Origin of the sequence: Streptomyces xiaopingdaonensis (assembly GCF_000262345.1) — a bacterium.
In the GTDB taxonomy this organism is placed as follows: domain Bacteria; phylum Actinomycetota; class Actinomycetes; order Streptomycetales; family Streptomycetaceae; genus Streptomyces; species Streptomyces xiaopingdaonensis.
In genome coordinates, this window is the sequence record NZ_AJTQ01000227.1 from 1 (window position 1) to 9,955 (window position 9,955).

The following is a 9,955-nucleotide window of genomic DNA, read 5'->3' on the forward strand; positions in this document are numbered from 1 at the left end:
TGCGCGGCGGCGCGGGCGCGTGCCGCCTCCGGCGGGGGCTCGGCCGCGACGGAGAGCACCGGCGCTTCGGGGGCGCCCGGCCGGGGCGTGGTCCCTGCGGTCTGCTGCATCGGTCCAGCTCCCTCGCTCGACGGTGCCACTCGCGGCGCGGCGTGTTAGCCGCCGTTAACCGGACGGCGACAGGTTAACGCCCACTAACACCGCTGTCTACAATGGCGGGCATGCGTACCACCAAGGCCGCTCCGGCCCGACGGGAGCAGATCCTGCGGGAGGCGGCGCGGCTCTTCGCCGAGCGCGGTTTCCACGGCGTCGGTGTCGACGAGATAGGAGCGGCCGTCGGCATCAGCGGGCCCGGTATCTACCGGCACTTCGCCGGCAAGGACGCCATGCTCGCCGAACTCCTCGTCGGCATCAGCGAGCGGCTCAACGAGGGCGGGCGCGGCCGGGTCGAGGAGGCGCAGGCCGAGGGCGGCTCCGAGGACGCGGCGCTCGACTCGCTCATCCACGGGCACATCGAGTTCGCGCTCGACGACCGCGCCCTCATCACCCTCCACGACCGGGAGTTGGATCGCCTGCGCCCCGCCGACCGCAAGCGGGTGCGCAGGCTTCAGCGGCAGTACGTCGAGCTCTGGGTCGAGGTGGTGCGCGGGCGGTACCCGCAGCTCGGCGGGCCCGACGCGCGCGTCGCCGTGCACGCCGTCTTCGGACTGCTCAACTCGACGCCGCACCTGAGCGGTTCGTCCGCGCTGCCGGACCGCGGGACGACGGCGGCGCTCCTCCACCGCCTTGCGCGGGGTGCGCTCGCGGCGGCCGCGGCGTGAACCGCGCGCCGTCCGCGCGCCGTCCGAGCCCTCCCGATCCGCGGGGTGCGGGTGGTAGCTTGCGAGAAGTCCCTGAGCAAGCGCTTAGAAAACGAGCCCGCAGCAGCCGGCAGCCCCGGGCTGCGCATCCGAGGAGGCGTGCCGTGCGTCGCACTGTGTTCAACGAGGACCACGAGGCGTTCCGCGAGACGATCCGCGACTTCATCGCCGCCGAGGTCGTGCCGTACTACCAGGAGTGGTCCGAACAGGGCTACGTACCGCGCGAGTTCTACCGCAAGCTCGGCGCGCTCGGCGTCTTCGGCATCGAGGTCCCCGAGGAGTACGGCGGCGCCGGCGAGAGCAGCTTCAAGTTCAACGCCGTCCTCACCGAGGAGACCGCGCGGGCCGGTGTCAGTTTCGGCGGCTCCAGCGTGCACACCGCTCTCTGCCTCCCCTACCTCCTCAAGTACGGCAACGAGGAACAGAAGAAGCGCTGGCTGCCCCGGTTCGTCAGCGGCGAGACGATGACCGCCATCGCCATGACGGAGCCGGGCACCGGCTCCGACCTCGCCGGCATGAAGACCACGGCGAAGCTCTCCGAGGACGGCACGCACTACGTCCTCAACGGCGCCAAGACCTTCATCACCGGCGGCGTCCAGGCCGACCGCGTCCTCGTCTGCTGCCGCACCGCGCCGCCCACGCCCGAGGACCGCCGCGGCGGCATCTCGATCCTCGTCGTCGACGCGCACAGCGAGGGCTTCGCCGTCGGACGCAAGCTCGACAAGCTCGGCCTGCGCGCCTCCGACACCGCCGAACTCTCCTTCACCGACGTCGAGGTGCCGGTGGAGGACCTCCTCGGCGAGGAGGGCAAGGCGTTCTCGTACCTCGCCCACAACCTTCCGCAGGAGCGCCTCGGCATCGCGCTCGGCGCCTACGCGCAGTCGGCGGCGGCCGTACGGTTCGCGAAGGAGTACACGAAGGAGCGGACCGTCTTCGGCAAGGAGGTCGCCTCCTTCCAGAACACCAAGTTCGTCCTCGCCGACTGCCAGTCCGACGTCGACGCGATGCAGGCCGTCGTCGACCGCGCGCTGGAGGCGCTCGACGCCGGCGAGCTCACGCCCGCCGACGCCGCCTCGGCGAAGCTCTTCACCACCGAGCGCGCGGCCCACGTCATCGACAAGTGCCTCCAACTGCACGGCGGTTACGGCTACATGCTGGAGTACCCGATCTCCTCCCTCTACGCCGACACCCGCGTCTCGCGGATCTACGGCGGCACCAGCGAGGTGATGCGGTCCATCATCGCCAAGTCGATGGGCCTGTGAGCCGGACGCGGTACGTCCGCACGACCGCAGACCCACTGTGACGTGCGTCGTCGCCTGGAAGTGCGGTCGCCGGGCAGGATCGACCGCATGAGCCAAGAACTGTCCTCCCTGCTCGACCTGCTCGATCTGGAGCGGGTCGAGCAGGACATCTTCCGCGGGCAGAGCCGCTTCGCCGTGGTCCCCCGCGTCTTCGGCGGTCAAGTCGCCGCGCAGGCCCTCGTATCGGCCTGCCGGACGGTCCCCGCCGAGCGGCTGCCGCACTCGCTCCACTCGTACTTCCTGCGCGCCGGCGATCCCGGGACGCCGATCGTCTACACGGTGGACCGCATCCGCGACGGCCGCTCCTTCACCACCCGGCGGGTCGTCGCCGTGCAGCACGGGCAGCCGATCTTCCACCTCTCGGCGTCCTTCCAGATCCACGAGGAGGGCCTCGAGCACCAGGAGCCGATGCCCGAGGCACCGGACCCGGAGACGCTGCCGACCGCCGAGGAGCTGATGCCCCGGTACGCTTCCCTCTTCCCCGACACGGAGACGCCGCGCCGACTCCTGGAGGCCCGCGCCGCCGTCGACCTGCGCTACGTCCACGAACCGCCGTTCGCCAGCGTCGGCCTCCGCAGGGACCCCCGCTCCCAGGTGTGGTTCCGCACCAACGGCAAGCTCCAGGGCGAGTCCGACGACCCGATGCTCCACATCTGCCTCGCCACCTACGTCTCCGACATGACGCTCCTCGACTCCGTCCTCCTCGCGCACGGGCGCGGCGGTTGGGCGGTCGGCGACGTCGTCGGCGCGAGCCTCGACCACGCGATGTGGTTCCACCGGCCGTTCCGCGCCGACGAGTGGCTCCTCTACGACCAGGAGTCCCCGACGGCGCAGGGCGGCAGGGGCCTCGCCAGGGGGCGCATCTTCACGCGGGGCGGCGCGCTCGCCGTCTCGGTGATCCAGGAGGGCGCCGTGCGCATCCCCCGCGACGAGCAGCGCTGAGCCGGCTCACGTCCGCAGCGCGCCGAAGAGCGCCAGCCACTGCTGCGGCGTGACGTGCCCCACGGGGACGTCCGCGTCGATACGGGCCGCGCGGAACGCCGCCCGTACGCGGTGCGGGGCGCGCCCGCGGGCCAGCGTGGCGTGGAGCGAGCCGCCCACGCCTGTGAACCCTTCGGCCACCAGGCGCCGGTACGGGGCGAGTCGGGCCGCGGGCAGCAGCGGGCGCGAGCGGCGGACGAAGCGCAGTACGCCCGCGTCGACGCGGGGCACGGGGTGGAAGTGGCGCCGGTCGACGGTGGCCGGCATCGTCCACGTGTACCGGGGCCAGCTCTCCACCGTCGCGCGCGGCCAACTCCCGTAGCCGCCGGTGCGCTTGCGGGCGAACTCCCGCTGCGTCAGGAGCGTCGCCGAGGTGAGGTGCGGCGCCGCGAGGCACCAGGCGACGACGGCGGAGGTCCGCGCGAACGGGAGGTTGCCGACGACCGCGAACGCCTGCCGGGGAGGCGGCGCGTCGAGGAAGTCCCCTTGTACGAGGCGGACGTTGGGGGCTGCGACGCGGTGCGGCAGGCGGGCTGCCAACCGCTCGTCGAGCTCGTAGGCGACGACCCGGTCGCAGCGGGCGGCGAGCTCCCGCGTGAGCGCGCCCGCGCCGGGGCCGGGTTCGAGGACGAGGTCCTCGGAGCCGACCCCGGCGAGGCGGACGAGGCGGCGGGCGGTGCCGGGGGAGTGCAGGAGGTTCTGGGAGAGCGCGAGTCGGCGACGTGCCATGGGGGAGTCCTCTGATCGAGGACGGGACAGCCGGCCGCCCGCCCGCGAGCGTCGAACTCGTGGACGTACAGGGCGGTTGGCGGGGTACGGCTGAGCCCGTCCGAGTCGTGGGCGAGTCGGAGGGCTCTGGCCGGGCGGCACGTGACCGTGCGGACGCGGTGCCGGAAGCGGGCAGCCGTGCGTGCCGCGCCCCGCGTGACCGGAGCGGTCAGGGGGCGCGATCGGCGCCGAGGGCCGGTGTTCCGCGGTCGCCTCGGCGAGGGTCCGTGGTCAGGCGGCCGGGCGCAGAGCCTGGCGGTGCCACGGACGGATGTAGATCGCTGCGCACATGCCCGCGAACCTACGGACGCGGCGGGCGCGGGGCAACGGGTTTTTCACCGCGTCAGGCCAGCCCCGCCGCCCTGAGCAGGTAGGCGGTGAGCGGCTCGTACTGCCGCGGCTCCGCGACGTGGTCGTCGAGCGGGACGGTGACCGCGAGCGTGCCCTCCGCCTCGCCGAGGAAGAGCGCCGGGTCGTTGCAGTCGGCGAACCCGACCGTGGGGACGCCGCGTTGGGCGGCGCAGCCGGCCCAGCCGTGGTCGGCGACGACGAGTCCGGGCGCCGGCTCGCCCGCCTCCGTCAGCGCGTCGAGCACCGCGGCCATCGGCGCGGGCGAGTGGGTGTGCCAGAGCGAGGCGCCCCGCTCCAGCACCGCGACGCCGCCGAACTGCACGACCACGGCCTCGTCCGCCACGGTGCCGAACGGCACCCGCACCACCTCGCACCCGGCGGCGTGGACCGCGCGGGCGAGGGAGCCGTGCAGGTCGAGGAGCGAGCCCGGGTGCCCGGTGGCGAAGAGCACCCGCAGCCCGCCGTCGACGGCCCGGCGCAGCTCGGCCGCCGCGCGGTCGAGGGCCGCCGCGGTGAGCAGGGGGTCGATGGTGTCCTGGCCCGTGCGGTGGTCCGGGTCGTCGTCGACGCCGCAGCGCTCCGCCAGCACGGCGAGGACGTCCTGCTCGTCGCTCCACCGGTCGCCCAGCTCCAGGCCGAGCCAGAAGTGGCGGTCGCCGTTGGCGAGGCTGCGGTAGTGCGCGAGGTTGTTCTCGCGCGCGGTGGCGACGTCGCCGGCGATGCGCGTGCCGACGAGGTGGCGCAGGAGCGCGTCGCGCTCCGGCGGGCGGGTGCCGCCGCCGGGGAAACCAGTGGCGCATGTCCCGGGCGGAGGCGGAGGCTGCTGGCGCATGCGGTCATTGTCGCCCCTACGAGGGTGCAGGGGAGCGGCGGGAGGAACTCCGTGCGAGCCGCCTCGTGCTCCCGCTTCCCGCGGGCCCCGGCCGTCGGCCCTCGTCCGCCGGTCCCCGCGGGCGGGACCATCGGCGGACGTTCTGTTGCACCCTGTTGCGGCGGGATGAAATCCGCACGTCGGGACGTTGGCCCTCCCGGCAGACCAGGACAGTGGACGAGACAGCGCCGGCGAAGGGACGCGGAGTGGCGGAGACGGAAGCGGTGACGGGCGCGGGCAGCCGGCAGGGGTGGGCGCGCAGGCTCGCCGGGTACTGCTGGCGGTACCCGCGCGAGGTGCTGCTGGCGCTCGGCGCCTCGCTCGGCGGAATGGCCGTGATGGCGCTGATCCCGCTCCTCACCAAGAGCATCATCGACGACGTGATCGTCGGCGGGGGCGGCGGGCTGTGGCTGTGGATCGGCCTCCTCCTCGCGGCCGCAGTCGTCGTCTACGGGCTCACCTTCGTGCGCCGCTACTACGGGGGGCGCCTCGCGCTCGACGTCCAGCACGACCTGCGCACCGACATGTACCGCTCGATCATCCGGCTCGACGGCCGCAGCCAGGACGAGCTCTCCACGGGGCAGGTCGTCGGACGCGGGACCAGCGACCTCCAGCTCGTGCAGAGCCTCCTGTTCATGCTGCCGATGATGATCGGGAACGTCCTGCTCTTCCTCGTCGCGCTCGGCGTGATGCTGACGCTCTCGCCGCTGCTCACCCTCGTCTCCGTCGCCGTCTTCCCGCTGCTGTGGTGGATCGCCGACCTCAGCCGCACCCGCCTCTTCCCCGCCACCTGGTACGCGCAGCAGCAGGCGGGCGCCGTCGCCTCCGTCGTCGACGGGGCGGTCACCGGCGTGCGCGTCGTCAAGGGGTTCGGGCAGGAGGAGCAGGAGCGCGGGAAGCTGCGCAGGATCAGCCGGGTGCTCTTCGCCGGGCGGCTGCGCACCGTCAAGCTCAACTCCCGCTACACCCCCGCGCTCCAGTCCATCCCCTCGCTGGGACAGGTCGCGATGCTGGCGCTCGGCGGCTGGCTCGCCACCCGGGGGCAGATCACGCTCGGTACCTTCGTCGCCTTCTCCACCTACCTCGCACAGCTCGTCGGGCCCGTGCGGATGCTCGCCATGATGCTCACGGTGGGGCAGCAGGCCCGCGCGGGCGTCGAGCGCATCACCCAGCTCATCGACACCGAGCCCCGGATATCCGAGCGGTCCGACGCGCACGAGCTGCCCGCCGACGCCGAAGCCTCCGTCGAGTTCGACGACGTCACCTTCGGCTACGGGGACGCCGACGAAGCGGGCGTCCCCGTCCTCGACGGCTTCGGCCTCCGCATCGAGCCGGGCGAGACCGTCGCCGTCGTCGGCCCCAGCGGCAGCGGCAAGTCCACCGTCTCGCTGCTGCTTCCGCGGTACTACGACCCCACGGGCGGCGCCGTCCGCGTCGGCGGCCACGACGTGCGGGACCTCACCCTCGACTCGCTCCGCTCCGCGATCGGCCTCGTCCCCGAGGACAGCTTCCTCTTCTCCGGCACCGTCCGCGAGAACATCGCCTACGGCTTCCCCGAGGCGACCGAGGAGCAGATCCTCGCCGCCGCCCGCGTCGCCCAGGCCGACCGCTTCGTCCGCGAACTCCCCGACGCCTACGGGACACGCGTCGGCGAGCAGGGCATGACCCTCTCGGGCGGCCAGCGCCAGCGCATCTCCCTCGCCCGCGCCATCCTCACCGACCCGCGGCTCCTCCTGCTCGACGACGCCACCTCGGCCGTCGACGCGCGCGTCGAGCACGAGATCCACGAGGCGCTGCGCAGCGTCATGGCCGGACGCACCACGCTGCTCATCGCCAACCGCCTCTCCACCCTCGCGCTCGCCGACCGCATCGCCGTCCTCGACCGCGGCCGCCTCGTCGACCTCGGCACCCACGACGAACTCACCGCACGCTGCTCCCTCTACCGCCGCCTCCTCACCGACCCCGACGAACTCGGCGACGTCGACCGCGACCCGGCGGGCCTCGCCGAGCACACGGGCGAGACGGCGGGCGGCGGCATCACGCCCGAACTCTGGGGCCGCACAAGCGAGTCGGAGACCGGCGCCGACCCCGAGGACGCCGCCGCGGCCCCCGCGGCCGCGACCGCGGGCCGCCCCGGCGGCTTCGGCGCGGAGCTCGCCTCGCTCCCCGGCAGCCCCGAACTCCTCGCGAAGGTCGCTGCGTTGCCACCGGCCGACGACGTACCCGACGTCGACGAGGACCGCGCCGAGCAGCGCGAGCGCGCCTACGGGCTGCGCCGCCTCCTGCACGGCTTCGGCGCGGCGCTCGGCGTCGCGCTGCTCTTCGCCGCCCTCGACGCGGGGTTCGGGCTGCTCCTGCCCGTACTCGTCCGGCACGGCATCGACGAGGGCGTCCAGCAGGGCGCGCTCGGCGCGGTCTGGACGGCGGCGGCGTTCGCGCTCTTCGTCGTCGTCGCGCAGTGGGCCGCGCAGTTCGGATCGATGCGGCTCACCGGGCGCACCGGCGAACGCGTCCTGTACGCACTGCGGTTGAAGATTTTCGCGCAGCTCCAGCGGCTCGGCCTCGACTACTACGAGCGGCACCTCGGCGGCGTCGTCATGACGCGGATGACGACCGACGTCGACGCGCTCTCGACGTTCCTCCAGACGGGCCTCGTCACCGCCGTCGTCTCCGTCTTCACCTTCCTCGGCATCCTCGGGGCGCTCTTCGTCCTCGACCTCCAGCTCGCGCTCGTCGTCTCCGCGACGCTGCCGCTGCTCGCCGTCGGCACCGTCATCTTCCGCCGACACAGCGTCCGCGCCTACGAGTTGGCGCGCGAGCGGGTCAGCGCCGTCAACGCGGACCTCCAGGAGTCCGTCGCCGGGCTGCGGATGGTGCAGGCGTTCCGCGGCGAGGAGCGCGGGGCCGAGCGGTTCGCGGCCCGCAGCGACGGGTACCGCAGGGCCCGCATCAGGGGGCAGTGGCTGATCTCGGTCTACTTCCCCTTCGTGCAGTTGCTCGCCTCGCTCGCCACCGCGGGCGTGCTGATCGTCGGCTCGGGGCGGATCGAGAACGGCACGCTCACCGCGGGAGCCCTCGTCGCCTACCTCCTCTACATCGAGCTGTTCTTCGCGCCCGTGCAGCAGCTCTCGCAGGTCTTCGACGGCTACCAGCAGGCCGCCGTCTCCCTCCGGCGCATCCAGGACCTGCTCCGCGAGGAGACCAGCGTCCCCGCCCCCGAGAACCCACGGCCCGTGGCGAGCCTGCGCGGCGAAGTCGCCTTCGACGACGTGCACTTCACCTACACCACCGAGGACGGGCAGGCCGAGGAGGCCGCGCTCTCCGGTGTCGGCCTGACGATCCCCGCCGGGCAGACGGTCGCCTTCGTCGGCGAGACGGGCGCGGGCAAGTCGACGCTGGTGAAGCTCGTCGCCCGCTACTACGACCCGACCGGCGGCGCCGTCCGCGTGGACGGCACCGACCTGCGCGAGTACGACCCCGGCGCGTACCGGCACCGGCTCGGCGTCGTGCCGCAGGAGCCGTTCCTCTTCACCGGCACCGTGCGCGACGCCATCGCGTACGGCCGCATGGACGCGACCGACGCCGAAGTCGAGGCGGCGGCGCGGGCGGTGGGCGCGTGGGACATGGTCGCCGCGCTCCCCGGCGGCTTCCTCCACCCCGTCGACGAGCGCGGACGCAACCTGTCGGCCGGTCAGCGGCAGCTCTTGGCGCTGGCCCGTGCCGAGCTCGTCGACCCCGACGTGCTTCTGCTCGACGAGGCGACCGCCTCGCTCGACCTCGCCACCGAGTCCCTCGTCAACGAGGCGACGGACCGGCTCGCGCACGTCCGCACCACGCTCGTCGTCGCCCACCGGCTGACGACGGCGGCGAGGGCCGACCGCGTGGTCGTCCTCGACCACGGCAGGGTCGTCGAGGACGGCACCCACACCGAACTCCTCGCCCGCGAAGGGCACTACGCCCGCCTGTGGCGGACGTTCAGCGGCGAGGCGCCGCCGGAGCGCGTCGTCGTGCGGCGGGACACGGATGCGGGCCCGGGGGGAGACACGGTCGCCGTGGACGTCTGAGCCGCCCCGCGCGGGGCCGGCTCACGGCCTCCGGCCGACGCCGGCGTAGAACCCCACCTCCGCGTCCGGGAGTTGGGGTTTCTCGTCCGGGCGCCAGCGGTGGCCGACGACGAGGCCGGGGTCGAGGAGGTCGAGGCCTTCGAAGAAGCGGGCGACCTCGGCGTGCGAACGGAGCTTCCCTTCGATGCCCTTGCGCTGGTACATCTCGCCGAGCTCTCTGGCGTCGTCGCGCGCGAAGTCGTCCGTGGCGTGGGAGAGGACGAGGTGGGAACCGGGTGCCAGAGCGTCGAGGAGGCCGCGGACGAGGCCGTACGGGTCGGCGGCGTCCGGGACGAAGTGCAGCAGCGCGACGACGGAGAGCGCCACCGGTTCCCTGAGGTCCAGCACCTCCCGGATCTGCGGGAGTTGCAGGACGTCGTCCTTGAGGACGTCGGCCTCGGCGTACGCCGTCCGCCCCTGCGGGGTTCCGCGCATGAGGGCGTCGACGTACTCGATGACGAGCGGGTCGTTGTCGACGTAGACGACGCGGGCCTCGGGCGCCTCGGCTTGGGCGATCTGGTGGAGGTTGGGTTCGGTGGGGATGCCGGTGCCGAGGTCGAGGAACTGGCGAACTCCTCTGTCACGGGCGAGGGTTCGGGTGGCGCGGTGCATGAAGGCACGGTTGGCGCGTGCTCCCGTGCGTACGGCGGGGAAGCGGGCGACGACCTGTTCGGCTGTCTGCCGGTCGGCCTCGAACCAGTCCTTGCCGCCGAGGTAGTA

Annotated in this window: 7 protein-coding genes; 4 read left to right on the top strand and 3 right to left on the bottom strand. The window is 73.3% G+C overall.

Translation table 11 applies throughout. The annotated features are described in order from the left end of the window. The first annotated feature begins 212 nt into the window (after positions 1-212). From UWG_RS0118085 to tesB, 3 genes are all read left to right on the top strand, one after another. Positions 213-821, top strand: coding sequence for an SACE_7040 family transcriptional regulator (locus tag UWG_RS0118085; RefSeq protein ID WP_016908624.1), 609 nt, complete (start codon positions 213-215; stop codon positions 819-821). Between the two features lie 143 nt (positions 822-964). Continuing rightward, positions 965-2,122 carry an acyl-CoA dehydrogenase family protein gene (locus UWG_RS0118090; protein WP_029391553.1) on the top strand — a complete coding sequence of 386 codons (1,158 nt, stop codon included), beginning with the start codon at positions 965-967 and terminating at the stop codon, positions 2,120-2,122. A gap of 87 nt (positions 2,123-2,209) precedes the next feature. Continuing rightward, on the top strand, positions 2,210-3,103 hold the full coding sequence (gene tesB, locus UWG_RS0118095) for an acyl-CoA thioesterase II (protein ID WP_016908626.1): 894 nt from the start codon (positions 2,210-2,212) through the stop codon (positions 3,101-3,103). A 6-nt stretch (positions 3,104-3,109) separates the two neighbouring features. On the opposite strand, the gene erm is transcribed toward tesB, so the two are convergent. Both erm and UWG_RS0118105 read right to left on the bottom strand, forming a co-directional pair. Then, entirely contained in the window at positions 3,110-3,871 is a 762-nt protein-coding gene (gene erm, locus UWG_RS0118100; protein ID WP_016908627.1) for an ErmE/ErmH/ErmO/ErmR family 23S rRNA (adenine(2058)-N(6))-methyltransferase, read from the bottom strand. 382 nt (positions 3,872-4,253) lie between these two features. Next, a complete protein-coding gene (locus UWG_RS0118105; RefSeq protein WP_016908628.1) occupies positions 4,254-5,093 on the bottom strand; it encodes a phosphatase in 840 nt (279 codons plus the stop codon). A 245-nt stretch (positions 5,094-5,338) separates the two neighbouring features. Here UWG_RS0118105 and UWG_RS0118110 point away from each other — a divergent pair, with 245 nt between their 5' ends. Beyond that, positions 5,339-9,196, top strand: a complete 3,858-nt coding sequence (locus UWG_RS0118110) for an ABC transporter ATP-binding protein (RefSeq protein ID WP_016908629.1) — start codon at positions 5,339-5,341, stop codon at positions 9,194-9,196. 21 nt (positions 9,197-9,217) lie between these two features. Here UWG_RS0118110 and UWG_RS0118115 read toward each other — a convergent pair. Then, a partial coding sequence (locus tag UWG_RS0118115; RefSeq protein ID WP_016908630.1) for an SAM-dependent methyltransferase occupies positions 9,218-9,955 on the bottom strand: 738 nt, incomplete at its 5' end.

Excerpts from the sequence above, each read along its gene's own strand:
- UWG_RS0118085 (WP_016908624.1), top strand. The coding sequence starts at position 213 with ATGGCGGGCATGCGTACCACCAAGGCCGCTCCGGCCCGACGGGAGCAG.
- erm (WP_016908627.1), bottom strand. The coding sequence starts at position 3,871 with ATGGCACGTCGCCGACTCGCGCTCTCCCAGAACCTCCTGCACTCCCCC.
- UWG_RS0118105 (WP_016908628.1), bottom strand. The coding sequence starts at position 5,093 with ATGCGCCAGCAGCCTCCGCCTCCGCCCGGGACATGCGCCACTGGTTTC.
- tesB (WP_016908626.1), top strand. The coding sequence starts at position 2,210 with ATGAGCCAAGAACTGTCCTCCCTGCTCGACCTGCTCGATCTGGAGCGG.